The organism is Pseudolysinimonas sp. 10J20-29, assembly GCF_055809595.1.
In genome coordinates this window covers 1,251,826-1,276,392 of record NZ_CM147917.1, presented here as the reverse complement: position 1 = coordinate 1,276,392, position 24,567 = coordinate 1,251,826, and the positions used below count along the sequence as shown (strand labels likewise).

Genomic DNA, 24,567 nt, shown 5'->3' with positions numbered 1-24,567 from the left:
GCTCCCCTGCATGGCCCGCTTCCTCGTTGTGCTCGACGTTGATTCGACCCTGATCGAGCAGGAGGTGATCGAGCTGCTCGCCGAGGAGGCGGGGGTGCTCGAGGAGGTCGCCGAGATCACCTTCCGTGCCATGAACGGCGAGCTCGACTTCGAGCAGAGCCTGCGCTCGCGCGTCGCGACGCTCGCGGGGCTCGACACCGAGGCGATCGCGCGCGTGCGCGAGCGCGTCACGGTGACCCGCGGAGTACCCGAGCTGGTGGCCGGTGTGCAGGCGGCCGGCGGCGCCGTTGCGGTGGTCTCGGGCGGCTTCCACGAGGTGGTCGACCCGATCGCGGCGCAGCTCGGACTCGACGAGTGGCGCGCCAATCGCCTCGAGGTGGCCGAGGGACGTCTGACCGGCGCCGTGATCCCGCCCGTCGTGGATGCGGCGGCGAAGGCTCACGCGCTCGAGGAGTGGGCGACCGCGCGCGGCATCCCGCTGGCCCAGACCGTCGCCATCGGCGACGGCGCCAACGACCTCGAGATGATGGCGCGCTGCGGGCTCGCGATCGGCTTCGACGCCAAGGCGCCGGTGCGCGACGAGGCGCACGTGATCCTCGACGAGCGCGATCTGGCGCTCGTGCTGCCGCTGCTGGGGCTCCCGCGGGCCTAGTGGCCCATGCCGAGTCCGCCGTCCACCGGGATGACGGCTCCCGAGATGTAGCCGGCGTCGTCGGAGGCGAGCCAGGCGATCACCTTGGCCACCTCGGAAGGCTGCGCGAAGCGGCCCGCCGGAATCGACTTCTTGTACTCGGCCTGCTGCGTCTCGGGCAGCTCCGCCGTCATGTCGGTCTCGATGAAGCCGGGGGCGACGACGTTCGCCGTGATGCCGCGGCCGCCGAGCTCGCGCGTGATCGACCGCGCCATGCCGACGAGACCCGCCTTCGAGGACGAGTAGTTCACCTGACCGGCGCCGCCGAACAGGCCGACGACGCTCGAGACGAGGATGATGCGGCCGAAGCGAGCCTTTAGCATTCCCTTGCTGGCGCGCTTGACGACGCGGAACGCGCCGCCGAGGTTGGTGTCGACGACCTGCTCGAAGTCCTCGTCGCTCATGCGCATGAGGAGCGTGTCGCGGGTGATGCCGGCGTTCGCGACGACGACCTCCACCGGTCCGAGCTTCTCCTCGACCTCGGTGAAGGCGGCGTCCAGGGCCGCACTGTCGGTGACATCGGCGCGCACCGTGAGCGTTCCCTCGGGGCCTTCGCCGGAGCGCGCGGTGACGGCGACGCGATGGCCTTGGGCCACGAACTCCTCCGCGATCGAGCGGCCGATGCCGCGGTTGCCGCCGGTCACGAGGATGGTGCGCGTAGTCATATCTGGGAGCCTACCGAGCCGACGACGATGCCACGACGCGCGTAGGCTTGAGTCAGCCATGCGAACCTCTGCCCCCACGATCACGATGCTCCCGCCGTCGCCGGATGACGAGCGGCGCGGACGCATGATCAAGTACACGATCGCCATGGCGATCCGGGTGGTCTGCATCATTCTCTGCATCGTGGTTCCGGGCTGGTGGGTCGTCATTCCTGTGCTCGGCGCGGTGTTCCTGCCGTACTTCGCCGTGCTCATCGCGAACTCGACGACCACGAAGTCCGGCTCGATCGAGTCGCCCGGCGGAGTCGTGGTTCGCGTGACGCCCCCGTCGAACGAGTCGGCGTGATCGGCTTCGGTGAGACCGCCGTCCGGTGCTCGGCATCCGGGTGCAGCGACGCGGCCGTCTGGCGAGTGAACTGGCGCAATCCCCGCATCCACAGCGCCGACCGCGTGAAGGTGTGGCTGGCCTGCGACGCCCACCGCGGAACGCTCGACGACTATCTGACGACGCGGGGATTCCCGACACTCGTCACCGCGCTCGACGAGGTTCCCGAGCTCGTGCCGGACCGCGCATGAGCGAGGCGAGGCAGCCCTCGGCCCCCACGGGGGTGCAGCGCTGGGGCGGGTATGTCGCGTTCGTGGTGATCTTCGCGATCGCGTGCGGACTGCTGTCGTGGTGGCAGTGGGCACGCCGCGACGAAGCGGTCGGCGAGATCGTGCGCGTCGAGACCAACTACGACGCGCCCGCCGAGGCCGTCGAGCGGGTGCTGCCGACGCTCGACACCGCCGACGAGGAGCTCGAGTGGCTGCCCGTCGTGCTGCGCGGCGAGTACCTCTCCGAGTACGAGCTGCTCGTGCGCAACCGCGTTCAGGACGGCCTGCCCGGCTTCGAGGTGCTGGTGCCGTTCCAGCTGCAGAGCGGCGAGGTCTTCGTCGTCGACCGCGGCTGGCTCCCGCTCGCGGCGACCGGCTCGCTCCCCGAGTTCGTGCCCGCGGCGCCGGGCGGCGAGGTCGAGGTCATCGTGCGCCTGCAGCTCGGCGAGCCCGAGATCCCCGGCCGCGGAGCCCCCGAGGGGCAGATCGCGACGATCGAGCTGCCGGCGATCGATGAGCTCGTCCCGCAGGCGGTCTACACGGGCATGTACGGCCTGCTCGCCAGCGAGGACCCGGCGCCCGCCGAGAGCCCCGCGCTGGCCGTCAAGCCGGAGGCCGACGAGGGGCCGCACGCCTCCTACGCCCTGCAGTGGATCCTGTTCGGCGTGATCGCCATCGTCGGGCTGGTGTGGGCCTACCGGCGCGAGCGGCGCATCGCCGCGCTCCCCGTCGCGGAGCAGGCCGCGGCCCGCGCCGCACGGCCGCGCTCGGCGGATGCGGAGGAAGAGGACGCGATCCTCGACCGGCTGTAGCGCGCGGCCGCTCAGGCCAGCGAGATCAGCTCGGCGTAGTCCGGAGTCCAGTGGTCCTCGACCCCGTCGGGCAGGATCAGGACGCGCTCCGGGTTGAGGGCCTCCACGGCTCCCTCGTCGTGGCTGACCAGCACCACGGCGCCGGCGTAGCCCGCGAGGGCGCCGAGGATCTCTTCACGGCTCGCCGGGTCGAGGTTGTTGGTCGGCTCGTCGAGCAGCAGCACGTTCGCGCCGCTCACCACGATCATCGCGAGTGCGAGGCGGGTCTTCTCGCCGCCGGAGAGCACCCCGGCGAGCTTGTGTCCGTCGTCACCGGTGAACAGGAACGAGCCGAGCACCTTGCGCGCCTCGGTCTCGGTGAGATTGGGGCTCGCGGCCACCATGTTCTGCAGCACGGTGCGCTTCACATTGATGGTCTCGTGCTCCTGCGCGTAGTAGCCGATCCGCAGACCGTGCCCCGGCTCGACCTGCCCGGTGTCGGGCTTGTCGACGCCCGCCAGAATGCGCAGCAGCGTCGTCTTGCCGGCACCGTTCAGCCCGAGCACGACCACCTTCGAGCCGCGGTCGATCGCGAGATCGACGGCCGTGAAGATCTCGAGCGAGCCGTAGCTCTTGCTGAGCCCGCTGGCGGCGAGCGGCGTCTTGCCGCACGCGGCCGGGTCGGGGAAGCGCAGCTTGGCGACGCGGTCGGCGGCGCGCACCTCATCCAGGCCGGAGAGCATCTTCTCGGCGCGCGCGACCATCTGGTGCGCCGACGCCGCCTTGGAGGCCTTGGCGCCGAAGCGCGCCGCCTGCAGCTGCAGCGCGGTCGCCTTCTTCTCGACGTTGGCGCGCTCCTTCTTGCGGCGATCCTCGTCGGCCTCGCGCTGGCGCAGGTAGTGCTTCCAGCCCATGTTGTAGACGTTGATGACCTGCCGGTTGGCGTCGAGGTAGAAGACCTTGTTGACGACCTCCTCGACCAGGTGCACGTCGTGGCTGATCACGATCACGCCGCCCTGGTACTGCTTCAGGAATTCGCGGAGCCAGACGACGCTGTCGGCGTCGAGGTGGTTGGTGGGCTCGTCGAGGATCATCGTGTCGGCGCCCGAGAACAGGATGCGCGCGAGCTCGATGCGGCGGCGCTGACCGCCGGAGAGCGTCTTCAGCTGCTGATCGAGGATGCGGTCCGGGAGCGCGAGGTTGGAGGCGATCGCCGCGGCCTCCGCCTCGGCCGCGTAGCCGCCCAGGGCGAGGAAGCGATCCTCGAGCTTCGCGTAGCGCGACATGGCGGCCTCGCTGATGGCGGCATCCGGGCTCGCCATGTCGACGGTGGCCTGCTGAATGCCGATCACCAGGCTGCCGAGTCCGCGCGCGTCCAGGATGCGGGTGCGAGCGGTCTGCTCGGGATCTCCCGAGCGCGGATCCTGCGGCAGGTAGCCGATCTCGCCGTGGCGATCGATCTTGCCGCCGCTCGGCACGGTCTCCCCCGCGAGCGTCTTCGTCAGGGTCGTCTTGCCCGCCCCGTTGCGGCCGACCAGCCCGATCTTGTCCCCCTTATCGACTCGGAAGGTCACCTCCTCCATGAGGAGGCGGGCCCCCACACGGATTTCGAGGTCTTGCACGGCGAGCACTGTGACGTTCCGTTTCTTCGGGAGGTTTTCGACAAGAGGCTGGAAGAGCCAGCCCGCTAGTCTAACCAGTGAGGCGCCCGCCTCATTCCCACCGACGAACGCCAAGGAATCCGATATGACGTCTCTCGTCCCTGCCGCCCCGCGCATCGTCCTCGCGGACCGCCTCGTGTCGCGCACGCTGACCACCGATGTGGTGCTCGTCGCGGCCGGTGCCGCGCTCACCGCGATCCTCGCCCAGGTCTCGATTCCGATGTTCCCCGTGCCGATCACCGGTCAGACGCTCGCCGTGCTGCTCGTCGGCGCCACGCTCGGCGCGGTCCGCGGCACCTCCTCGCTCGCGCTCTACGCCGTCCTCGGCCTGGTCGGACTGCCGGTGTACGCGCCGCAGGCCGACGGCAGCCACCTGACCGGCTTCCTCGCGCTGGCGGCTCCCAGCTTCGGCTACATCGTCGGCTTCGTGTTCGCCGCCGCCATCGTCGGCTGGCTCTCGGAGCGCACCTGGGACCGCAAGTTCTTCAAGGCGCTCGCCACCTTCGTCGGCGGCTCGGTCGTCGTGTTCGCCTTCGGCCTTCCGTGGCTCGCGTTCGTGCTCGGCGCGAACCTCGCCCAGACGCTCGAGTGGGGCCTGTACCCGTTCATCATCGGCGGACTCATCAAGGCCGCGATCGCCGCGGCGCTGCTGCCGGCCGCCTGGTGGGGCGCCGACAAGCTCGCCGAGCGTCGCGCGCAGGACGCCGCGTAGCGCTTCGTCAACGCGAAAGGGCCCCGGAGGAATCCGGGGCCCTTTCGCGTTGCGGGCTCTCAGATGTTGAAGCCGATCCGCCTGTCGGCGGCGCGATCGGCACTGACAGCCCACCGGGCTCTCAGATGCTGAAGCCGATCGCGCGCATCATGTCCCGACCGTCGTCGGTGATGCGCTCGGGGCCCCACGGCGGCATCCAGACCCAGTTGATGCGGAAGCGCTCGACGATGCCGTCGAGCGACTGGCCGATCTGCTCCTCGATGACATCCGTCAGCGGGCAGCCGGCCGAGGTGAGCGTCATCGAGATCACGAGCGCGTCGTTCTCGTCGTCCCAGGCGAGATCGTAGATCAGACCGAGGTCGACGATGTTGACACCGAGTTCGGGGTCGATGACGTCCTTGAGTCCCTCTTCGACCTGGTCGAAGAGCTTCGGTTCGAGGGCGGTAGGCATGGCTTCAGGCTACGCGGTTCGTCGGGAAATCGCCGAGAGACACCTGATCAGGCCTCGACGAGGTAGCGGTCGTAGCCCTCGTCCTCGAGACGCTCGGCGAGCTCGGGGCCGCCCTCTTCGGCGACCTTGCCGTCGACGAAGACGTGCACGAAGTCCGGCTTGATGTAGCGCAGGATCCGCGTGTAGTGGGTGATGAGCAGGATGCCGAGGCCGGTGGTCTCGTGAGCGCGGTTGACGCCCTCGGAGACGATCTTGAGCGCGTTGACGTCGAGACCCGAGTCGGTCTCGTCGAGCACCGCGAACTTCGGCTTCAGGAGCTCGAGCTGCAGGATCTCGTGGCGCTTCTTCTCGCCGCCCGAGAAGCCCTCGTTGACGTTGCGCGCGGCGAAGTCGCCGTCCATCCGGAGGTTCTTCATCGACTCGCGAACCGTCGTGGTCCAGCCGCGGATCGCCGGCGCCTCGCCGTCGATCGCGGTCTTGGCCGTGCGCAGGAAGTTCGAGACGGTGACGCCGGGGATCTCCACCGGGTACTGCATCGCGAGGAACAGCCCGACGCGGGCGCGCTCGTCGACGCTCATCGCGAGGACGTCCTCGCCGTCGAAGGTGATGGTGCCGCCGTCGACGTTGTAGCGCGGGTGGCCGGCGATCGTGTAGGCGAGGGTCGACTTGCCGGAGCCGTTGGGGCCCATGACGGCGTGGATCTCACCCGAGTTGATGGTGAGGTCGACGCCCTTGAGGATGGGCTTCTTGCCGGCGTCGGTGTCGATGCTGACGTGGAGGTCGCGGATCTCGAGAGTGCTCATATCTGGGTTCCTTGCTTCAGACCGCGAGCCGCTGGCTCGCGTCGATGTAGACGTCGCCGTCGATGACCTCGACAGCGAAAACGGGAACCGGCTCGTAGGCCGGAAGGGTGAGGGGCTTGCCGGTGGTCAGCTCGAACTTGGAGCCGTGCGCCCAGCATTCGAGCGTGTCGTCCTCGACGAATCCCTCGGAGAGCGAGATGTCGCCGTGCGTGCAGGTGTCGCCGAGCGCGTGGACGGCGCCCGCGGAATCCATCACCACGGCGATCGGCACGCCGTCGACGACGACCTTCTTGGCGGTGCTGGGCGAGAGCTCGCTCGCCGAGCAGACCTTCGTCGCGCTCACGCGGCACCCTCCAGCTCGTTCTCGAGCGCCTCGATCAGTCGCGCCTCCAAAGTCGGCTCGCCGATCTTCTGCACGACCTCGACGAGGAAGCCGAGCACGACGAGTCGGCGCGCCTCCTTCTCGGTGATGCCGCGCGACTGCAGGTAGAACAGGTGCTCGTCGTCGAAACGGCCGGTCGCGCTCGCGTGGCCCGCGCCCGCGATGTCGCCGGTCTCGATCTCGAGGTTCGGGATCGAGTCGGCGCGCGTGCCCTCGGAGAGCACCAGGTTGCGGTTCTGCTCGTAGCTGTCGGTGCCGGTGGCGTCGCGCCCGATCAGCACGTCGCCGATCCACACCGTGCGCGCGCCGGCGCCGTTGAGGGCGCCCTTGTAGGTCACGCGGCTCACCGTGTGCGGTGCGATGTGGTGCACGAACACCTGCTGCTCGAGGTGCTGCGCCGCATCGGCGAAGTAGACGCCGAGCGACTCGACCTCGGCGCCCTCCTCGGCGAGAGCGGTGCTGGGGTTGACCCGCACGACTCCCCCGCCGAGCGAGACGACGATGTGCTTGAGCTTGGCGTTGCGCCCGACGCGCGCGAACTGGCTCGAGAGGTGGATCGCGTCGTCGTTCCACTCCTGCAGGCTCACGACGGTGAGCTGCGCGTCGTCGCCGACGATGATCTCGACGTTCTCGCTGAGCTGGGCGGCGCCCTGGCTGTCGAGGACGATCAGGCCGGAGGACTGCGCGGCGGCCTCGATCAGCACGTGTGCGGCGCGCGGCGCCTCGCCGAGCGAGTCGCGCGTCACCGTGAGGACCTCGCCCTCGCCGGTGACCGAGATGTGCAGCGCGTGCTCGAAGGTGGCCCAGGCGTTCGCGGACGCCTTGTCCTCCGGGGTTCCGGCGCTGCCGATGCGAGCGTCGTCGCGGCCGATCCATTCGACCGCGACTCCCTCCACCTCGGGGTAGAGCACCGCGTAGGCGCTGCCGTCGAGCTCGCCGTCGATCAGCGGGCGGAGCCGCTCGACGGGTGAGAGCTTCCATTCGGCCTCGCGGCCGGTGACCGCGGGGAACTCGTTCGGGTCGGTCGAGGCGAAGCGCTCGGAGCGCGTCTGCACCGGGGCCGTGCCGGGGCCGTGCGAATGCTCCGCCAGGCCGTGCTGATTCGGCGCGACGGCCTCATCGGTGGTCGTCGTGGGAACTGCGGACATCTAGCCGACGCTGCCTTCCATGCTCATCTCGATGAGCTTGTTGAGCTCGAGTGCGTATTCCATCGGGAGTTCTCGCGCGATGGGTTCGATGAACCCGCGCACGATCATGGCCATCGCCTCATCCTCGGGAAGGCCGCGCGACTGCAGGTAGAAGAGCTGCTCCTCGCTGACCCGCGAGACGGTGGCCTCGTGGCCGAGCTGAACGTCGTCGACGCGGATGTCGATGGCCGGGTAGGTGTCCGAGCGCGAGATCGTGTCGACCAGCAGCGCGTCGCAGCGGACCGTGTTGGCCGAGTGGTGCGCATTCTCGGCGACCCGGACCTCGCCGCGGTAGCCGGCGCGACCGCCGCCTCGGGCGATGGACTTCGAGACGATCGACGACGTCGTGTACGGCGCCATGTGGATCATCTTGGCGCCCGCATCCTGGTGCTGGCCCGGGCCGGCGAAGGCGACCGAGAGCGTCTCGCCCTTGGCGTGCTCGCCGACGAGGAAGATGCTCGGGTACTTCATCGTGACCTTGGATCCGATGTTGCCGTCGATCCATTCCATCGTCGCCCCCTCGTGCGCGACCGCACGCTTGGTGACGAGGTTGTAGACGTTGTTCGACCAGTTCTGGATCGTCGTGTAGCGAACGCGGGCGTTCTTCTTCACGATGATCTCGACGACGGCCGAGTGCAGCGAGTCGGACTTGTAGATCGGGGCGGTGCAGCCCTCGATGTAGTGGACGTACGAGCCCTCGTCGGCGATGATCAGCGTCCGCTCGAACTGGCCCATGTTCTCGGTGTTGATCCGGAAGTAGGCCTGCAGCGGGATCTCGACGTGCACGCCCGGCGGAACGTAGACGAACGAGCCGCCCGACCACACGGCCGTGTTGAGCGCCGCGAACTTGTTGTCTCCCGAGGGGATGACGGTGCCGAAGTACTCCTGGAAGAACTCGGGGTGCTCGCGCAGCGCCGTGTCGGTGTCCATGAAGATGACGCCCTGGGCCTCGAGGTCTTCGCGGATCTGGTGGTAGACCACCTCGGACTCGTACTGCGCGGCGACGCCGGCGACGAGGCGCGAGCGCTCCGCCTCCGGGATGCCGAGCTTCTCGTAGGTGTTGCGGATGTCCTCGGGGAGGTCCTCCCACGACTGCGCCTGCTTCTCGGTGGAGCGCACGAAGTACTTGATGTTGTCGAAGTCGATTCCGGTGAGGTCGGCGCCCCACGTCGGCATCGGCTTCATGCCGAAGATCTTGAGCGCCTTGAGGCGCATCTTGAGCATCCAGTCGGGCTCGTTCTTGAGCGTCGAGATCCCGGCGACCACGTCTTCCGAGAGCCCGCGCTTGGCCACCGAGCCGGCGGCGTCGGAATCCGACCACCCGAACTCGTATTGACCGAGGCTGGCAAGCTCTGGTCGGTCGATGAGCACGTCTGACATGCGTTACCTCTCTCCTGCCGAAGCGGACTGTTCTGCCCGTGTCGGTATCTCGGTCCAGGCTCGCGCGCGAATGTTCGGCGACCCGAGCGCAGCGCTGCGGTGCGCCTGAACCCCTCGATCTTACAGGCACCACCTGCCCGTGCGCCGTGTGCGGCGGGGCTTGTCGCGTGCGCGCGGCTCAGATGCCCGACCTAGACTCGAAAGCGCGTCGATCCCAGGCGCGGCAACGTCAGATTCGGAAGGCTCTCCGCCCGTGACCCTCGGCACTTCGTCGGCTCTCCCCCTGTCCGCCCGCATCCGCGGATGGCTCCCCTCGAGCGCGGACGATGCGCGCATCCGCGTGCTCGCCTGGGCCTCGTTCGTGGCGGAGGTGCTGATCATCGGCACCGGCGGCGCCGTGCGCCTCACCGGCTCCGGACTCGGCTGCCCGACCTGGCCGACCTGCACCGCCGACTCGCTCGTCTCGACGCCCGAGATGGGCATCCACGGCATCATCGAGTTCGGCAACCGCACCCTGACCGGTCTGGTCGGCATCCTGGCCCTCGCGGTCGTCGTGCTGGTGTGGCGGATCCGGCGGGAGCGACGCGACCTGTTCGTGCTGGCGCTCGTCGTCCTCGGCGGCGTCGTCGCGCAGGCGATCGTCGGCGGGATCACGGTGCTCACCGGGCTGAACCCGTTCATCGTCGGGTTCCACTACGTGGCCTCGGTGGCGCTCGTCGCGGTGGCCGCGACGTTCCTGGCGCGGCGCACGCAGGCCCCGGGCCCGCGCGAGCTCGCGGTGCCGCGCTGGTACGCGATCCTCACCCGTCTCACCGGGCTGGCCCTCATGGTGACGATCTTCGTCGGCGTGCTGACGACCGGCGCGGGGCCGCACTCGGGCGACTCCGAGGCGGGGCGCAACGGCTTCGACGCGGAGCTGCTCTCGCACCTGCACTCCTGGCCGGGCTACATCCTGTTCGCGCTGACGCTCGTGCTCGCGGTCGTCGCGTGGCGCGCGAAGCTGGCGCCGGCGGGCTGGATGCTCGCCCTCCTCGCGATCGAGCTGGTTCAGATCATGGTCGGCCTCTACCAGGCGCGCAACGGCCTGCCCGAGCTGGCCGTGGGCGTGCACATGGTGCTGGCGGCGCTGACGGCGGCCGCCTTCACGGTCGCCAGCACGCGGCTGCGTCGCCCGCGCGCATAGCCCGCGCGCGGATTACGCGCGCGTCGACCGCGTCGGCGGTCAGAAGCCGATCGGCAGGTGCAGCAGCGGGTCGAGGCCCACGGCGAGGAAGACGACCGTCAGGTAGCTGATCGAGGCGTGGAAGACGCGCATCGGCTGCACCTCGCCGTCGCGGATCGCCCGCGAGTAGAGCCGGTGCGACTCGAGCACGAACCACGCGCCGGCGAGCGTCGCTGCCACCGCGTAGAGCGCGCCCATCGGCGCGATCGGGATGAGCAGCAGCGAGCAGGCGACGGTGGCCCACGCGTAGAGCACGATCTGGAGGCCCACCACGGTGCGACCGCGGACGACCGCGAGCATCGGCACCGAGACGGAGGCGTAGTCGGCGCGGTAGCGCATCGACAGCGGCCAGTAGTGCGGCGGCGTCCAGAGGAACACGATGCCGAACAGGATCACGGGCGCCCAGTCGAGCGATCCGGTCACCGCGGCCCAGCCGATCAGTACGGGCATGCAGCCCGCGGCACCGCCCCAGACGATGTTCTGCGGGGTGCGGCGCTTCAGCACGAGCGTGTAGACGAGCACGTAGAAGAGGATCGCCGCGAGCGAGAGCACGGCCGCGAGCCAGGTGGTGAACACCCAGAGCCAGGCGATCGACACGACGCCGGTCACCCAGGCGAACACGAGCGCCTCGCGGTCGCTCAGCTCTCCCGTGACGAGCGGGCGCTTCTGGGTGCGCTTCATCACGCGGTCGATGTCGCGGTCGATGTAGCAGTTGAAGGCGTTGGCGCTGCCGGCCGAGAGCGAGCCGCCGACGAGCGTGGCGAGCACGAGCCACAGGTTCGGGATGCCCTGGGCGGCGAGCACCATCACGGGCGCGGTCGTGACGAGCAGCAGCTCGATGACGCGCGGCTTGGTCAGCGCGACGTACGCCTTGATCTTCTGCACGACCCCGATGCGCCGCGGGTCAGCGGTCCGCTCGGCGTTCAGGGCGGACGTGTCGACGACTCCGGACATAGCTCCTCGGATGGTGGTTCGGCCGCTTCAGTCTAGGCGACGCGACCGCGGGCGACCGACCCGTGCCCGACGCCGCGGGACCGGGCGCGCTCCCACGGTCGCCCCGACGCGACGATCGGAGCGATTCCCTATACTCGTAGCGTTCCCTGGCCGCGAGCCGGACTCCCCCACACATCGTGACCGTGGGTGCCGGTTGCCGCGGTGCGCCAATGATGTCGGTCGGTGGAACCTGCACTGCAGGAGCTTCCGCCTCCTGCCCGGTTATCGAAAGGTCTACACCTCGTGGCACCACTCTCCTGGGATGAACTCGACGCGAAGGCCGTCGACACCGCTCGTATCCTCGCCGCCGACGCGGTCGAAAAGGTCGGCAACGGCCACCCGGGTACGGCGATGAGCCTCGCGCCGGCTGCGTACCTGCTCTTCCAGAAGGTGATGCGCCGCGACCCGAAGGACCACAGCTGGCTCGGTCGCGACCGGTTCATCCTGTCGGCCGGTCACTCCTCGCTCACCCAGTACGTCCAGCTCTACCTGGGCGGCGAGGGCCTCGAGCTCGACGACCTCAAGGCGCTGCGCACCTGGGGCTCGAAGACCCCCGGACACCCGGAGTACGGCCACACCGCCGGCGTCGAGATCACCACCGGCCCGCTCGGCCAGGGCCTCGCCTCCGCCGTCGGCTTCGCCTACGCGGCGCGCTACGAGCGCGGCCTGTTCGACCCGGAGGCGGCGGCGGGCACCAGCCCGTTCGACCACTTCGTCTACGTGGTCGCCGGCGACGGCGACATCCAGGAGGGCGTGACCGCCGAGTCGGCGCCGCTCGCCGGACACCAGAAGCTCGGCAACCTGATCGCCATCTACGACTCGAACCAGATCTCGATCGAGGACGACACCCAGATCGCGTTCAGCGAGGACGTCGCGAAGCGCTACGAGGCCTATGGCTGGCAGGTCCTCACCGTCGACTGGAAGAAGACGGGCGAGTACGTCGAAGACGTGCACGCGCTCTACGAGGCGATCGAAGAGGCCAAGGGCGAGACCGACAAACCGTCGCTCATCATCCTCAAGACCATCATCGGCTGGCCCAGCCCGAAGAAGCAGAACACCGGCAAGATCCACGGTTCCGCGCTCGGCGCCGAGGAGCTCGCCGCCGTCAAGCAGGTGCTCGGCTTCGACCCCGAGAAGACCTTCGACGTCGCCGACGAGGTCATCGAGCACACCCGCAAGCTCGCGGAGCGCGGCGCGGCCGCCCACGCCGAGTGGCAGGTCGCGTTCGACGCCTGGGCCGCGGCGAACCCGGAGCGCAAGGAGCTGCTGGACCGGCTCGAGCGCGGCGAGCTGCCCGAGGGCGTCGACGAGGCGCTGCCGAGCTTCGACGCGGGCACCGACGTGTCCACGCGTGCCGCGAGCGGCAAGGTGCTGACGGCGCTCGGCGCGGTCATCCCGGAGCTCTGGGGCGGCTCGGCCGACCTCGCCGAGTCCAACAACACCACGATCGGCGGCGCGAAGTCGTTCGTGCCCGCCGAGCACTCGACCCACGAGTGGACGGGCGACCCCTACGGTCGCGTCCTCCACTTCGGCATCCGCGAGCACGCGATGGGCTCGATCCTGAACGGCATCGTGCTGCACGGCAAGACGCGCGCCTTCGGCGGCACCTTCCTGATCTTCAGCGACTACATGCGCCCGGCGGTTCGTCTGGCCGCGCTCATGCAGGTGCCGTCGATCTTCGTCTGGACGCACGACTCCGTCGCGCTCGGCGAGGACGGCCCGACCCACCAGCCGGTCGAGCAGCTGACGACCCTGCGCGCCATCCCGGGGCTCGACGTGGTCCGCCCCGCCGACGCCAACGAGGTCGGCGTGGCCTGGAAGACGATCCTGGAGCGCCGCAGCGCGCCCGCGGGCATCGTCCTCAGCCGCCAGAACCTGCCCGTGTTCGAGCGCGGGGCCGCCGAGGCGACCGGCGAGACCTTCGCCGCGGCGGAGCTCGTCAGCAAGGGCGCGTACGTCCTGGCGGAGGCCCCGAACGGGACGCCCGACGTCATCCTCCTCGCCTCCGGCTCCGAGGTGCAGTTCGCCGTCGAGGCGCGCGCCGCACTCGCCCAGGAGGGCATCCAGGCGCGCGTCGTCTCGGTGCCGTGCCAGGAGTGGTTCGAGGAGCAGAGCGCGGAGTACCGCGAGTCGGTGCTGCCGGCGAGCATCCAGGCGCGCGTGTCGGTCGAGGCCGGCCTCGCGCTCACCTGGGCGCCCTACCTGGGCGACGCCGGCCGTTCGGTCTCGATCGAGCACTTCGGCGCCTCGGCCGACTACAAGACCCTCTACCGGGAGTTCGGCATCACCACGGAGGCGGCCGTCGCGGCCGCCAAGGAGTCGCTCGCCGCCGCGAGCAACTGACACCGTTTCGGTCCACCACTTTTTCACCACACACGGAAGATCACGCTCATGGCAGACAACACCTCCCCCACCGCCCAGCTCTCCGAGGTCGGCGTCAGCATCTGGCTCGATGACCTCTCGCGGGAGCGCATCTCGACCGGCGGCCTGCAGAAGCTGATGGCCGAGCGGAACGTCGTCGGGGTCACCACCAACCCGACGATCTTCGCCGCGGCGCTCGCCAAGGGCGAGGCCTACGACGCTCAGGTCGCGACCCTCGCGGCCGCGGGCGCGAGCGTGTCGGAGGCGGTCTTCGAGATCACCACCGACGACGTGCAGGCGGCCTCGGACATCTTCCGTCCCGTCTACGACGCGAGCAACGGCGTCGACGGCCGCGTGTCGATCGAGGTGGCCCCGGATCTCGCGCACGACGCGGCGGGCACGATCGCCGAGGCGAAGCGCCTCTGGGCCAAGGTGGACCGTCCCAACGCGATGATCAAGATCCCCGCGACGATCGCGGGCCTTGAGGCGATCACCGAGGTCATCGGCGCGGGCATCAGCGTCAACGTGACCCTGATCTTCAGCCTCGCGCGTCACCAGGCGGTCATCGAGGCGTACCTCGCCGGACTGGAGAAGGCGAAGGCGGCGGGCATCGACCTGTCGACGATCGAGTCGGTGGCCTCGTTCTTCGTGTCGCGTGTCGACACCGAGATCGACGCGCGCCTCGAGGCGATCGGCACGCCGGAGGCGCTCGCGCTGAAGAGCAAGGCGGGCGTCGCCAACGCGCAGCTCGCCTACCAGCTCTTCGAGCAGCAGTTCGCGACCGAGCGCGCTCAGGCGCTGCTCGCGGCGGGTGCCAACAAGCAGCGTCCGCTGTGGGCCTCGACCGGCGTCAAGGACCCGTCGCTGCCCGACACCCTCTACGTCACCGAGCTCGCGGTGGACGGCGTTGTCAACACGATGCCGGAGAAGACGCTCGAGGCGACCTTCGACCACGGCGTCATCGAGGGCGACCGGGTGACCGTCTCGTACGGCGAGGCGCAGCAGGTCCTCGACCAGCTGGCCGCCGTCGGCGTCGACTACGACGACGTCACCGCCCAGCTCGAGAAGGAGGGCGTCGAGAAGTTCATCGTCTCCTGGAACGAGCTCCTCGACACCGTCACCGCGGCGCTGGAGGCCTCGAAGTGACCGTCACGGTCCACGCCACGGGCGCGGCGGCCGAAGCCGTCGCGCGCGTCGTGCCGCAGCTCGTGTCAGACGGGGTCGCGAGCGGGATCACCTCGCTCGACGCCACGCTCTGGGGGCCCGAGGCCGAGGCCGAGGCCGCGATCCGGCTGGGGTGGACCGAAGCGGTCGCCCTGTCGACCCCGCTCGTCGACGACATCCTCGCCCTGCGCGACCAGCTGCGCGCGGCCGGCGTCGACCACATCGTCCTCGGCGGCATGGGCGGTTCGTCGCTCGCGCCCGAGGTCATCACGAAGACCTACGGGGTGCCGCTCACGGTGCTCGACTCGACCGACCCCTCGCAGGTGCGCTCGGCGGTCGGCGACCGACTCGCGCGCACCGCGGTCGTGATCTCTTCGAAGTCCGGTTCGACGGTCGAGACCGACAGCCAGCGCCGGGCCTACGAGCAGGCGTTCCGCGAGGCCGGAATCGACCCGATCTCGCGCATCGTGATCGTGACCGACCCGGGTTCGCCGCTGGACGTCTCCGCGCGCGAGACGGGCTACCGCGTCTTCAACGCCGACCCCAATGTCGGCGGACGCTTCTCGGCGCTCACCGCGTTCGGCCTCGTTCCGAGCGGCCTCGCCGGCGTCGACATCCAGCAGCTGCTGGACGAGGCGGAGGCGGTCTCGCTCGAGGTCGCCCTCGACTCGGCGAGCAACCCCGGGCTCGTCCTGGGCGCCGCGATCGCCGGCACGCGTCCGCTCAAGAACAAGCTCGGCATCGTCGCCGACGGCACGCACATCGTGGGCTTCGCCGACTGGGCCGAGCAGCTGATCGCGGAGTCGACGGGCAAGAGCGGAACCGGCCTGCTGCCGGTCGTGCTCGAGGTCGACGCGCCCGAGCTGACGATGGACCTGCCGGATCTGCAGATCGTGCGACTCGTCGCCGACGCGCGCGCCACCCGCGAGGTCGCCGAGGGCGAGATCGAGATCTCCGGCAGCCTCGGCGGCCAGATCATGGTCTGGGAGTACGCCACCGCGGTCGCCGGGCGCCTGCTCGGGATCGACCCGTTCAACCAGCCCGACGTCGAATCCGCGAAGGTCGCCGCGCGCGCGCTGCTCGATGCCCGTCCGGAGCCGACGGAGCCCGCCTTCGTCGCCGACGGCATCGAGGTGCGCACCGCGGGCCCGCTCACGATCGAGAACACGACCCTCGCCGGCGCGATCGACGCCCTCCTGGCGACGCTTCCCGCCGACGGCTACCTCTCGGTCCAGGCCTACCTCGACCGCCTGGCCTACCCGGAGCTCGAGGAGCTGCGCGCGCTGCTCGCGGCGCGTGCCGGACGCCCGGTCACCTTCGGGTGGGGTCCGCGCTTCCTGCACTCCACCGGCCAGTTCCACAAGGGCGGACCGGCGATCGGCGTGTTCCTGCAGCTCGTCGGCACCACCGCCGAGGATCTCGAGATCCCGGAGCGCCCGTTCACCTTCGGCCAGCTGATCCAGGCGCAGGCCGTCGGCGACGCGACCGTTCTGGCCGAGCACGGCCGTCCGGTGCTCTCGCTCACGGTGGACGACGTCGCCAGCGCGGCCGCGGCGATGCGCGCCGCGATCGGCTGACCCCTCTCGCCCGAACGACGTCAAGGAACACCTATGCCTGTCGAGATCACGCCGGACTTCAACCCCTTGCGGTTGGCGTCGGATCGTCGCCTCAATCGAATCGCCGGTCCGAGCGGACTGGTCATCTTCGGCGTCACGGGAGACCTCTCCCGCAAGAAGCTGATGCCCGCGGTCTACGACCTCGCCAACCGCGGCCTGCTGCCGCCCGGCTTCGCGCTCGTCGGCTTCGCGCGACGCGAGTGGGAGAACGAGGACTTCGAGAAGGAGGTCCACGACGCGGTCAAGAAGCACGCGCGCACCCCCTTCGATGAAGATGTGTGGCGTCAGCTCAGCCAGGGCATCCGCTTCGTTCAGGGCGACTTCGACGACGACGCGGCCTTCGACCGCCTGAAGGCGACGATCGAGGATCTGGATGCCCACCGCGGCACCATGGGCAACCACGCCTTCTACCTGTCGATCCCGCCGAAGTCGTTCCCGCTGGTGACCGAGCAGCTGCGCCGCTCCGGACTCGCCGAGCAGCTGGACGGCCAGTGGCGCCGGGTCGTCATCGAGAAGCCGTTCGGCTCGGACCTGACGACGGCGCGCGAGCTGAACGACGTCGTCGAGTCGGTGTTCCCGCCCGACAGCGTGTTCCGCATCGACCACTACCTCGGCAAGGAGACGGTCCAGAACATCCTGGCGCTGCGCTTCGCCAACCAGCTGTATGAGCCGATCTGGAACGCCAACTACGTCGACCACGTGCAGATCACGATGGCCGAGGACATCGGCGTCGGCGGCCGTGCCGGCTACTACGACGGCATCGGCGCCGCGCGCGACGTCATCCAGAACCACCTGCTGCAGCTTCTCGCCCTCACCGCGATGGAGGAGCCGGTGTCCTTCGACGCGGCCGATCTGCGCGCCGAGAAGGAAAAGGTGCTCTCGGCGGTGCGCCTCCCGAAGGATCTCGGGGCGGCGACCGCGCGCGGGCAGTACTCGAGCGGCTGGCAGGGAGGCGAACGGGTTCCCGGCTTCCTCGACGAGGACGGCATGAACCCCGACTCGGTGACCGAGACCTTCGCCGCGATGCGACTCGACATCAACACGCGCCGCTGGGCCGGGGTGCCGTTCTACCTGCGCGCCGGCAAGCGACTGGGCCGACGCGTCACCGAGATCGCCGTCGTGTTCAAGCGCGCGCCGCAGTATCTCTTCGCCGAGAGCCAGACCAGCGCGCTCGGTCAGAACGCGCTCGTGATCCGCGTGCAGCCCGACGAGGGCGTCACGATTCGGTTCGGCTCCAAGGTTCCGGGTGCCGGCATGCAGGTGCGCGACGTCACGATGGACTTCGGCTACGGCCACGCCTTCACCGAGGCGAGCCCGGAGGCCTACGAGCGCCTCATCCTCGACGTGCTGCTCGGCGATCCGCCGCTGTTCCCCCGGCACGAAGAGGTGGAGCTGAGCTGGAAGATCCTCGACCCGATCGAGGAGTACTGGGCGACCCAGGGGCAGCCGGAGCAGTACCGGCCGGGCACCTGGGGTCCGTCCTCCGCGGATGAGCTATTGGCCCGCGACGGCCGAGTCTGGAGACGCCCGTGATCGTCGATCTGCCCGCCACGACCACCAGTCAGGTCTCGAAGGCGCTCGTCAAGATTCGCGAAGAGGGCGGCGCCGTCGCGCTCGGTCGCGTGCTCACCCTGGTCATCGCGGCCGTGCACGGGGCCGAGGAAGAGGCGATCGAGGCCGCCAACGACGCCTCGCGCGAGCACCCGATGCGCGTCATCGTGCTCTCCCGCAGCGAGGACCCCGAGGGCGAGGAGGCTCGACTCGACGGTCAGATCCGCGTCGGCGGCGATGCGGGCGCGAGCGAAGTGGTCGTGCTGCGTGCCTACGGCGCCGTCGGCGGCGACGAGGAGGGACTCGTCACGAGCCTCCTGCTGCCGGATGCCCCCGTCGTCGTCTGGTGGCCCACGGCGCACCCCGACAACCCGGCGAAGTCCCCGCTCGGCCGGATCGCGCAGCGACGCATCACCGATTCCGCCGCGGCGGAGAACCCGCTCGAGTCGATGACGACACTCGCGCGCACCTATGCGCCCGGCGACACCGACTTCTCGTGGACCCGGCTCACGCTCTGGCGCGCGCAGCTCGCCGCCGTCCTCGACCAGCCCCCGTATGAGCCGGTCACGGCCGTCGAGGTGAGCGGTGCCGCCGACTCGGCCTCCACGTCGCTGCTGGCCGCCTGGCTGGGACTCCAGCTGCAGGTCGAACGTCGCGCTGGAGATGCGCAACCACTCGCATGGTTCGAGCGGAATCCACGGCGTCAGCCTGACGCGCGATTCCGGAGAGATCCTGCTCGAGCGAGGGCAGCCGAACGTCGCCACGCTGACCCAGCCGAACCAGCCCACGCACGACATCTCGCTCCCCCGGCGGAACCTGCGTGATTGCCTGGCCGAAGAATTGCGTAGGCTCGACCCCGATGACCTCTACGGAGAGGTCCTCACCCAAGGAATCGGACACATGGACGCGATCGCGCATGACGTGACGCCGTCCCGTGGCAAGTGAGGCTGAACGCATGACCAATGAACGGCGAGTTCTCGTCCACCCCGACAAGTCATCTCTGGCGGGAAGTGTGGCGGCGCGCTTCATCACGAAGATCATCGACGTGATCGAGGAGCAGGAGTTCGCCCACGTCTGCCTGACCGGGGGCACGATGGGCGCCGCGGTGCTCGCGGCGATCAACTCGTCCCCGGCGCGCGACAGCGTCGACTGGAGCCGCATCACCTTCTGGTGGGGCGACGAGCGCTACCTGCCGCGCGGCGACGCCGAGCGCAACGAGACCCAGTCCCGTGAGGCGCTGCTGGATCACCTGCCGATCGACGAGTCGCAGATCAAGTCGTTCCCGGCGCCGGGTGAGCACGCGGACATCGAGGAGGCGGCACGCGCCTTCGAGTCCGTGCTCGCCGAGGCGGCCCCCGAGGGGCGTCGCTACCCGCGGTTCGACGTCACGTTCCTCGGCGTCGGTCCGGACGGACACATCGCCTCGCTGTTCCCGGATCACGTCTCGGTGCACGAGACGGATCGTGTCGTGCTCGCCGAGCGCGACTCCCCCAAGCCTCCCGCAGAGCGACTGACGCTGACGCTTCCGGTGATCAACGCCTCGGATCGCATCTGGCTGGTGCTCGCCGGTGCCGACAAGGCGGGCGCGCTCGGTCTGACGCTCGCCGGGGCGAGCATCAACGACGTGCCGGCGGCCGGCGCCGAAGGGCGCAAGCGCACCGTCTTCTTCGTCGACCAGGACGCCGCAGCCGAGGTTCCGGAGGCGCTGATCGCGCCCAACTCCTACTGGACCGCGGCGCACGACCTGCCCTCGAACTGACGCTCGTCGCGTCCGCGCGGCGGGTCCCCGCATGCGCGGAGAACCCGCAGCGGCTCAGGAGGCTGCTGCGGTTCCGCGACGCTCGCGCAGCTGCTGCAGCGCGTCGGTGAGGATCTGCTGCGCCTCGTCGTCGCTGCGGCGCTCCTTCACGTAGGCCAGGTGCGTCTTGTAGGGCTCCATCTTGGAGACCGCGGGCGGGTTCGCCTTGTCGCGGCCGGCCGGGAGGCCCGATGCCGGGCAGTCGATGGTCTCCGGGATCTCCTCATCGGGGAGATTCGCCGCGAAGTACCGCACCGTCTCGTTGCCGAGGGCGTCCCAGTACGAGATCGCGACCCGGTCCGCGTGATAGCCGCGGTCCTGCTCGCCCATCGGACCGGATCCGACGCGGGATCCTCGAATCGCGCTGCCGCCAGATGCCATGATGCCTCCGTGTGAAGTGGGTGATCGGGTTCGGCGCGGCTCAGGCGCCGGTGTCGAACTTGATGATGAGGCCCAGCACAACGATGCTGGCGACCCACACAAGCGCGAGGATGACCGTGATGCGGTTGAGGTTTCGCTCCGCGACACCCGATGAACCCAGGTTCGACGTCACGCCGCCCCCGAACATGTCGGAGAGACCGCCACCGCGACCACGGTGAAGCAGGATCAAGAGCGTCAGGAGCAGGCTGGTGATGCCCAGCACGACCTGCACGGCGACTGTCAGAAATTCCACGCGAAACCTTTCGATGCCGAAACTCGGCCGGGGGTCAGTATATCGGCTGGTCTACAGGCCGACGTGCTTCTGGAAGCGCACGATGCTCGCGAACTCCTCCAGCTGGAGGCTCGCGCCGCCGACCAGGGCTCCGTCGACGTCGGTCTCGCGCATGAATCCCGCGATGTTGCCCGACTTGACCGAACCGCCGTAGAGGATGCGCGTCGCCTGGGCGACCTCGTCGCCGAGCTCCTCGGCGAGAGCGGCGCGAAGCGCGGCGCAGACCTGCTGGGCCTGGTCGCTGGTCGCGGCCTGGCCCGAGCCGATGGCCCAGACGGGCTCGTACGCGATGACGATCTCCTTGCCCTTCGCGGCGCCGGCCAGCGCTGTGCGCATCTGGGCGACCGGCACGGCGCTCGGGCCGTGCTTCTCGAGGTCCTCGGCGGTCTCGCCGACGCAGAGGATCGGGACGAGCCCGTGACGGTGCGCGGCGGCGACCTTCTCGGCGAGCTGCTCGTCGGTCTCGCCGTGGTACTGGCGGCGCTCGGAGTGTCCGACGATCACGTACTCGGCATCGAGAGCGGCGAGGAACGCGCCGGAGATCTCACCGGTGTACGCGCCGTTGTCGAAGCGCGACAGGTCCTGCCCGCCGAACTTGAGCGGGAGGTCGTCCGCGCCGACGAGCGTCTGCACGGAGCGCAGGTCGGTGAACGGCGGGAACACCGCAACCTCCACCGCGCCGAAGTCGTGTCCCGCGTCCTTGAGCGTCCACGCCAGCTTCTGGACGAACGCGATCGACTGAAGGTGGTCGAGGTTCATCTTCCAGTTGCCCGCAATGAGCGGAGTGCGGCCTGCCATCAGTGGTGCTCCCATCCCAGAACTTCGAGACCCGGGAGCTGCTTGCCCTCCAGGAATTCAAGACTTGCTCCGCCGCCCGTCGACACGTGACCGAACTGCTCGTCACGGAAGCCGAGCTGGCGGATCGCCGCCGCGGAGTCTCCCCCGCCGACGACGCTCAGGCCGTCCACAGCGGTCAGCGACTCGGCGACCGCGCGGGTGCCGGCCGCGAACGGCGCCAGCTCGAACACGCCCATCGGGCCGTTCCAGAAGACCGTCTTCGAGCCCGCGATGATCTCCGCGAACTTCGCCGAGGTGGCCGGGCCGATGTCGAGACCCAGTCCGCTCGCGCCGAACGGCGTGTCCTCGATCGCATCGGCGGCGGCGACGACGTGCTCGGCGTCGGCCCCGAACTTCGAGGCCACCACCACGTCGGTCGGCAGCACGATCTCGACGCCGCGCTTCTCCGCCTCGGCGAGATAGCCGCGAACCGTCTCGATCTGGTCGGCCTCGAGGAGGCTCGAGCCGACCTTGTGGCCGAGCGCCGCGAGGAACGTGAACAGCATCCCGCCGCCGATCAGCAGCGTGTTCACGCGCGGCAGGAGGTGGCCGATGACGCCCAGCTTGTCGGAGACCTTCGAACCGCCCAGAACGACCGCGTACGGCCGCTCCGGCTTGCTCGTCAGGCGCTCCAGAACGTCCAGCTCGGCCGCGATCAGCGTTCCCGCGGCGCTCGGAAGCGCCTCGGCGAGCTCGAACACGCTCGCCTGCTTGCGGTGCACGACGCCGAAGCCGTCCTCGACGACCACATCGCCGAGCGCCGCGAGCTTCGCCGCGAACTCGGCGCGCTCCGCCGCATCCTTGCTGGTCTCCCCCGCGTGGAAGCGGAGGTTCTCCAGCAGCACGACCCCGGGCTCGCTGAGGCTGGCGATGGCCTCCTCAGCGCCGGGCCCGAAGGTGTCGCCGGAGAAGACCACCGGGCAGCCCAGCAGCTCGCTCATGCGCTGCGCGACCGGAGCCAGGCTGTACGCGGGGTTCGGCTCGCCATCCGGTCGTCCCAGGTGCGACATCGCCACGACCGTCGCACCGGAGTGCAGCAGCGCGTCGATGGTCGGCAGCGACGCGCGAATGCGCCCGTCGTCGCCGATCACACCGTCTTTGAGCGGAACGTTGAGGTCGCAGCGAAGCAGAACGACCTTGCCGGAGAGCTCACCGAGGCTCTCGATTGTGCGGAGCGCCATGGTGTCGTGTCCTCGAGTCTTAGAGACGCGCGGCGACGTACTCGGTCACGTCGACGAGGCGGTTGGAGTAGCCCCACTCGTTGTCGTACCACGAGGCGACCTTGACCTGGTCGCCGATCACCTTGGTGAGGCCGGCGTCGAAGATCGACGAGTGCGGGTCGCCCGCGATGTCGCTCGAGACGATGTCGTCCTCGGTGTACTTGAGGATGCCCTTCAGGGGGCCCTCGGCGGCGGCCTTGTACGCGGCGTTGATCTCCTCGACCGTGACCGACTTCGACGCGGTGAGCGTGAGGTCGGTGATCGAGCCGGTGATGACCGGGACGCGCAGCGCGTAGCCGTCGAGCTTGCCGACGAGCTCCGGGATGACCAGGCCGAGCGCCTTGGCGGCACCCGTCGAGGTGGGGATGATGTTCGCGGCGGCAGCGCGGGCGCGACGCAGGTCGCCGTGCGGGCCGTCCTGCAGGTTCTGGTCGGCCGTGTAGGCGTGCACCGTGGTCATCAGACCGCGCTCGATGCCGAAGTTGTCCATGAACACCTTGGCGAGCGGCGCGAGGCAGTTCGTGGTGCAGGACGCGTTCGAGATGATCGAGTGGACGGCCGGGTCGTAGCTGTCCTCGTTGACGCCGAGCACGAGGGTCGCGACGTCGTCGCCCGTGGCGGGAGCCGAGACGATGACCTTCTTGGCGCCGGCGGCGATGTGCTTCGCGGCATCCGTCGACTTGGTGAAGCGACCGGTCGACTCGATCACGATGTCGACGCCGAGCTCGCCCCAGGGCAGGTTCGCGGGGTCGCGCTCTTCGAAGACCTTGATGGCCTTGCCGTTGACAATGATCTGGGTCTCGTCGAACTCGACGGTTCCGTCCAGACGACCCGTGATGGTGTCGTACTTGAGGAGGTGGGCAAGCGACTTGTTGTCGGTGAGGTCGTTGACAGCAACGATCTCGATGTCGCTGCCCTTGGCGAGGGCGGCGCGGAAGAAGTTGCGGCCGATACGGCCGAATCCGTTGATACCGATCTTGACGGACACTGGGTCTCCTAGCTGCAGCGCGCGCACGCGCATCCGGTTTTGTGGTGGTTGTGGTGGAACGATTCTGGTGATGCGTGAGGGGCCGGAACTCACCTCACGAAACCTCTACGACAGTAGCAGGAGCCCATCACCGGTCTTGCGCGCGCTCTCGAAGCGCGCACCGGCGTCGGCCCAGTTGGCGATGTTCCAGAACGCCTTCACGTAGTCCGCCTTGACGTTGACGTAGTCGAGGTAGAACGCGTGCTCCCACATGTCGAGCTGAAGGATCGGGATGACGCCGAGCGGGGTGTTGCCCTGCTGGTCGAACAGCTGGTGGATGAGCAGACGCGAGCCCACCGGGTCCCAGGCGAGCACGGCCCAGCCGGAGCCCTGCAGACTCATCGCCGCGGCGGTGAAGTGCGCGACGAACTTGTCGAAGGAGCCGAAGAACTCGTCGATCGCGGCCGCCAGCTCGCCGGTCGGCTTGTCGCCGCCGTTCGGCGAGAGGTTCTTCCAGAAGATCGAGTGGTTGATGTGGCCGCCGAGGTGGAACGCGAGGTCCTTCTCGAGCTTCGGGATCGATCCGAAGTTGCCCGTGTCGCGAGCCTCGGCAAGCTGCTCGAGCGCGGTGTTGGCGCCCGCCACGTAGGCCGCGTGGTGCTTGTCGTGGTGCAGCTCCATGATGCGCGCACTGATGTGCGGCTCGAGCGCTGCGTAGTCGTAGGGAAGTTCAGGAAGCGTGTAAACGGCCATCGGTTGTCTCTCCTCGCGTTCGGTCTCCGGGGGCGCCGATACGGCGCCCGGGTGACGAA

General features: G+C 69.3%; 25 protein-coding genes and 1 pseudogene. 12 read left to right on the top strand and 14 right to left on the bottom strand.

Going from position 1 to position 24,567, the window contains the following annotated elements; all coding sequences use genetic code 11:
• The first annotated feature begins 10 nt into the window (after positions 1 to 10).
• Complete coding sequence (gene serB, locus AC0L6Y_RS06195; RefSeq protein WP_473557971.1) at positions 11 to 652, top strand: phosphoserine phosphatase SerB; 642 nt, start codon at positions 11 to 13, stop codon at positions 650 to 652.
• Here serB and AC0L6Y_RS06190 read toward each other — a convergent pair.
• On the bottom strand, positions 649 to 1,356 hold the full coding sequence (locus AC0L6Y_RS06190) for a beta-ketoacyl-ACP reductase (RefSeq protein WP_473557964.1): 708 nt from the start codon (positions 1,354 to 1,356) through the stop codon (positions 649 to 651). The genes serB and AC0L6Y_RS06190 overlap by 4 nt on opposite strands.
• Before the next feature lie 58 nt (positions 1,357 to 1,414).
• Here AC0L6Y_RS06190 and AC0L6Y_RS06185 point away from each other — a divergent pair, with 58 nt between their 5' ends.
• From AC0L6Y_RS06185 to AC0L6Y_RS06175, 3 genes are read left to right on the top strand one after another with little or no spacing between them, the layout of a single operon-like run.
• Positions 1,415 to 1,699: a DUF3099 domain-containing protein gene (locus AC0L6Y_RS06185; protein WP_473557958.1), complete on the top strand. Its 285-nt coding sequence runs from the start codon at positions 1,415 to 1,417 to the stop codon at positions 1,697 to 1,699.
• On the top strand, positions 1,696 to 1,929 hold the full coding sequence (locus tag AC0L6Y_RS06180; RefSeq protein WP_473557952.1) for a hypothetical protein: 234 nt from the start codon (positions 1,696 to 1,698) through the stop codon (positions 1,927 to 1,929). Before AC0L6Y_RS06185 ends, AC0L6Y_RS06180 begins: the two co-directional genes overlap by 4 nt.
• Positions 1,926 to 2,759, top strand: coding sequence for an SURF1 family cytochrome oxidase biogenesis protein (locus AC0L6Y_RS06175; protein ID WP_473557945.1), 834 nt, complete (start codon positions 1,926 to 1,928; stop codon positions 2,757 to 2,759). Before AC0L6Y_RS06180 ends, AC0L6Y_RS06175 begins: the two co-directional genes overlap by 4 nt.
• An 11-nt stretch (positions 2,760 to 2,770) precedes the next feature.
• On the opposite strand, the gene AC0L6Y_RS06170 is transcribed toward AC0L6Y_RS06175, so the two are convergent.
• On the bottom strand, positions 2,771 to 4,369 hold the full coding sequence (locus AC0L6Y_RS06170; protein ID WP_473557937.1) for an ABC-F family ATP-binding cassette domain-containing protein: 1,599 nt from the start codon (positions 4,367 to 4,369) through the stop codon (positions 2,771 to 2,773).
• A gap of 115 nt (positions 4,370 to 4,484) precedes the next feature.
• Here AC0L6Y_RS06170 and AC0L6Y_RS06165 point away from each other — a divergent pair, with 115 nt between their 5' ends.
• The gene (locus tag AC0L6Y_RS06165) at positions 4,485 to 5,111 is read left to right on the top strand and encodes a biotin transporter BioY (RefSeq protein ID WP_473557930.1); all 627 of its coding nucleotides are present in this window, start codon (positions 4,485 to 4,487) and stop codon (positions 5,109 to 5,111) included.
• 121 nt (positions 5,112 to 5,232) lie between these two features.
• Here the strand turns inward: AC0L6Y_RS06165 and AC0L6Y_RS06160 are convergent, their stop codons facing one another.
• From AC0L6Y_RS06160 to sufB, 5 genes are read right to left on the bottom strand one after another with little or no spacing between them, the layout of a single operon-like run.
• Complete coding sequence (locus tag AC0L6Y_RS06160) at positions 5,233 to 5,562, bottom strand: metal-sulfur cluster assembly factor (RefSeq protein ID WP_294179029.1); 330 nt, start codon at positions 5,560 to 5,562, stop codon at positions 5,233 to 5,235.
• A 47-nt stretch (positions 5,563 to 5,609) separates the two neighbouring features.
• Positions 5,610 to 6,365: a Fe-S cluster assembly ATPase SufC gene (sufC, locus tag AC0L6Y_RS06155; RefSeq protein WP_473557924.1), complete on the bottom strand. Its 756-nt coding sequence runs from the start codon at positions 6,363 to 6,365 to the stop codon at positions 5,610 to 5,612.
• A gap of 16 nt (positions 6,366 to 6,381) precedes the next feature.
• Positions 6,382 to 6,708 carry a non-heme iron oxygenase ferredoxin subunit gene (locus tag AC0L6Y_RS06150; protein WP_473557919.1) on the bottom strand — a complete coding sequence of 109 codons (327 nt, stop codon included), beginning with the start codon at positions 6,706 to 6,708 and terminating at the stop codon, positions 6,382 to 6,384.
• A complete protein-coding gene (sufD, locus tag AC0L6Y_RS06145; RefSeq protein ID WP_473557914.1) occupies positions 6,705 to 7,895 on the bottom strand; it encodes a Fe-S cluster assembly protein SufD in 1,191 nt (396 codons plus the stop codon). Before sufD ends, AC0L6Y_RS06150 begins: the two co-directional genes overlap by 4 nt.
• The gene (gene sufB / locus AC0L6Y_RS06140) at positions 7,896 to 9,314 is read right to left on the bottom strand and encodes a Fe-S cluster assembly protein SufB (protein WP_473557907.1); all 1,419 of its coding nucleotides are present in this window, start codon (positions 9,312 to 9,314) and stop codon (positions 7,896 to 7,898) included.
• Between the two features lie 253 nt (positions 9,315 to 9,567).
• On the opposite strand from sufB, the gene AC0L6Y_RS06135 reads away from it, so the two are divergent.
• On the top strand, positions 9,568 to 10,497 hold the full coding sequence (locus AC0L6Y_RS06135) for a COX15/CtaA family protein (RefSeq protein ID WP_473557903.1): 930 nt from the start codon (positions 9,568 to 9,570) through the stop codon (positions 10,495 to 10,497).
• Between the two features lie 39 nt (positions 10,498 to 10,536).
• Here the strand turns inward: AC0L6Y_RS06135 and AC0L6Y_RS06130 are convergent, their stop codons facing one another.
• Entirely contained in the window at positions 10,537 to 11,490 is a 954-nt protein-coding gene (locus AC0L6Y_RS06130) for a heme o synthase (RefSeq protein WP_473557896.1), read from the bottom strand.
• Between the two features lie 282 nt (positions 11,491 to 11,772).
• On the opposite strand from AC0L6Y_RS06130, the gene tkt reads away from it, so the two are divergent.
• The 6 genes and pseudogenes from tkt to pgl all read left to right on the top strand — a co-directional run bounded on the left by tkt (position 11,773) and on the right by pgl (position 19,980).
• Entirely contained in the window at positions 11,773 to 13,872 is a 2,100-nt protein-coding gene (gene tkt, locus AC0L6Y_RS06125) for a transketolase (RefSeq protein ID WP_473557890.1), read from the top strand.
• A gap of 48 nt (positions 13,873 to 13,920) precedes the next feature.
• On the top strand, positions 13,921 to 15,036 hold the full coding sequence (tal, locus tag AC0L6Y_RS06120) for a transaldolase (protein WP_473557885.1): 1,116 nt from the start codon (positions 13,921 to 13,923) through the stop codon (positions 15,034 to 15,036).
• The gene (locus AC0L6Y_RS06115; RefSeq protein WP_473557880.1) at positions 15,033 to 16,631 is read left to right on the top strand and encodes a glucose-6-phosphate isomerase; all 1,599 of its coding nucleotides are present in this window, start codon (positions 15,033 to 15,035) and stop codon (positions 16,629 to 16,631) included. Before tal ends, AC0L6Y_RS06115 begins: the two co-directional genes overlap by 4 nt.
• Positions 16,632 to 16,664: 33 nt before the next feature.
• Positions 16,665 to 18,203, top strand: a complete 1,539-nt coding sequence (gene zwf / locus AC0L6Y_RS06110) for a glucose-6-phosphate dehydrogenase (protein WP_473557874.1) — start codon at positions 16,665 to 16,667, stop codon at positions 18,201 to 18,203.
• A pseudogene (locus AC0L6Y_RS06105) lies at positions 18,200 to 19,166 on the top strand (glucose-6-phosphate dehydrogenase assembly protein OpcA). The gene zwf and the pseudogene AC0L6Y_RS06105 overlap by 4 nt, the downstream one beginning before the upstream one ends.
• 10 nt (positions 19,167 to 19,176) lie before the next feature.
• On the top strand, positions 19,177 to 19,980 hold the full coding sequence (pgl, locus tag AC0L6Y_RS06100; protein ID WP_473557871.1) for a 6-phosphogluconolactonase: 804 nt from the start codon (positions 19,177 to 19,179) through the stop codon (positions 19,978 to 19,980).
• Between the two features lie 54 nt (positions 19,981 to 20,034).
• Here the strand turns inward: pgl and AC0L6Y_RS06095 are convergent, their stop codons facing one another.
• The 6 genes from AC0L6Y_RS06095 to AC0L6Y_RS06070 form a co-directional block, all read right to left on the bottom strand.
• Complete coding sequence (locus AC0L6Y_RS06095) at positions 20,035 to 20,400, bottom strand: RNA polymerase-binding protein RbpA (protein ID WP_473557865.1); 366 nt, start codon at positions 20,398 to 20,400, stop codon at positions 20,035 to 20,037.
• A 40-nt stretch (positions 20,401 to 20,440) separates the two neighbouring features.
• Positions 20,441 to 20,692 (bottom strand): preprotein translocase subunit SecG, encoded by a 252-nt coding sequence (gene secG / locus AC0L6Y_RS06090; protein WP_294179003.1) that lies wholly within the window; start codon positions 20,690 to 20,692, stop codon positions 20,441 to 20,443.
• Between the two features lie 51 nt (positions 20,693 to 20,743).
• Entirely contained in the window at positions 20,744 to 21,529 is a 786-nt protein-coding gene (tpiA, locus tag AC0L6Y_RS06085) for a triose-phosphate isomerase (protein WP_473557859.1), read from the bottom strand.
• Positions 21,529 to 22,749 (bottom strand): phosphoglycerate kinase, encoded by a 1,221-nt coding sequence (locus AC0L6Y_RS06080; RefSeq protein ID WP_473557853.1) that lies wholly within the window; start codon positions 22,747 to 22,749, stop codon positions 21,529 to 21,531. The genes tpiA and AC0L6Y_RS06080 overlap by 1 nt, the downstream gene beginning before the upstream one ends.
• A gap of 19 nt (positions 22,750 to 22,768) precedes the next feature.
• Entirely contained in the window at positions 22,769 to 23,776 is a 1,008-nt protein-coding gene (gene gap / locus AC0L6Y_RS06075; RefSeq protein ID WP_473557848.1) for a type I glyceraldehyde-3-phosphate dehydrogenase, read from the bottom strand.
• A gap of 105 nt (positions 23,777 to 23,881) precedes the next feature.
• On the bottom strand, positions 23,882 to 24,508 hold the full coding sequence (locus AC0L6Y_RS06070) for a superoxide dismutase (RefSeq protein WP_473557842.1): 627 nt from the start codon (positions 24,506 to 24,508) through the stop codon (positions 23,882 to 23,884).
• Positions 24,509 to 24,567 lie beyond the last annotated feature (59 nt).